The following is a 1602-nucleotide window of genomic DNA, read 5'->3' on the forward strand; positions in this document are numbered from 1 at the left end:
CCGCGCCGACGCTGTCGCCCCCCGCACCGCCGATATCCTCTACGAGCGCTGCGTCGAGGCGCGCATGCTGGAGCAGATAGATCCGGACCGCCCCTCGCCCGGCATAGTCATCCCCTTCCACTCGCCCTCCCCCGACGAAGCCGACCGCCAGGGCGCGGAATTCACTGGATCGACGGTGACCACGCAGATGTTCTGGGATTCCGATCTCGGCAAGACGATCGAGACTGCGGCCTATTCGCTTTACCGGCGCAAGAACCCCGAACTGGAGAGGAAGATCGATGCCGTCATCGACATGTATGGCAAGCTGCAGCAGGAGGACGGCTATCTCTCGAGCTGGTATCAGCGCATCCAGCCCGGCAAGCGCTGGACCAATCTGCGCGACTGCCACGAGCTCTATTGCGCCGGCCACCTGATCGAGGGCGCGGTCGCCTATTACCAGGCGACGGGAAAACGCAAGCTGCTCGACATCATGTGCCGCTATGCCGACCATATCGCGTCGGTGCTCGGCCCCGAGCCCGGCAAGAAGAAGGGCTATTGCGGACATGAGGAGATCGAGCTGGCGCTGGTCAAGCTGGCGCGGGTGACCGGCGAGCGGAAATACATGGAGCTGGCCAGATACTTCATCGACCAGCGCGGGCAGCAGCCGCATTATTTCGACGAGGAGGCCCGCGCCCGCGGAGCCGAGCCGAAGGCCTATCATTTCAAGACCTATGAATACAGCCAATCGCACATCCCGGTGCGAGAACAGCACAAGGTCGTCGGCCATGCTGTCAGGGCGATGTACCTCTATTCCGGCATGGCCGACATCGCCACCGAATATGGCGACGACACGCTGCGGTCGGCGCTCGACCTTCTGTGGGACGATCTCACCACCAAGAGCCTCTATATCACCGGCGGGCTCGGGCCATCGGCGCACAATGAGGGGTTCACCAGCGACTATGACCTGCCCAACGAGAGCGCCTATGCCGAGACCTGTGCAGCGGTGGGCCTGGTGTTCTGGGCCAGCCGCATGCTCGGCATGGGGCCGAACGCCCGCTACGCCGACATGATGGAACGCGCCCTCTACAACGGTTCGATCTCGGGCCTGTCGCTCGACGGCTCGCTGTTTTTCTACGAGAATCCATTGGAAAGCCGGGGCAAGCACAACAGGTGGAAATGGCACCGCTGCCCGTGCTGCCCACCCAATATCGGTCGCATGGTCGCCTCGATCGGCAGCTATTTCTACAGCCTGGCCGACGATGCGTTGGCCATCCACCTCTATGGCGACTCGACCGCCCGTTTCGACATATCGGGCGTCCCGGTCAGCCTGACACAGGCGAGCAGGTATCCATGGGACGGCGCCGTCGAGATCACGCTTGAACCGCAGGCGCCGGTCGAATTGACCTTGCACCTGCGCATTCCCGCCTGGAGCGCCAGTGCCCAGTTGAAGGTGAACGGCGAAGCCATCAAGCTGGCTGAGATCACCAGCAACGGCTACGCCGCGATCAAGCGGACATGGAAGAAGGCCGACAATATCCGGCTCGATCTCGAAATGCCGATCGAGCGGCTCTATGCCAACCCGCAGGTGCGCCAGGATGCCGGCCGCGTCGCGCTGTCGCGCGG

Annotated in this window: 1 protein-coding gene; it reads left to right on the forward strand. The window is 63.3% G+C overall.

Translation table 11 applies throughout. The features are described 5' to 3' along the window. Positions 1 to 1602, forward strand: a 1602-nt coding sequence (locus EN750_RS33410; protein WP_145968157.1) for a beta-L-arabinofuranosidase domain-containing protein, incomplete at both ends; no start/stop codon positions are given.

Origin of the sequence: Mesorhizobium sp. M7A.F.Ca.ET.027.03.2.1 (genome assembly GCF_003999175.1) — a bacterium.
In the GTDB taxonomy this organism is placed as follows: domain Bacteria; phylum Pseudomonadota; class Alphaproteobacteria; order Rhizobiales; family Rhizobiaceae; genus Mesorhizobium.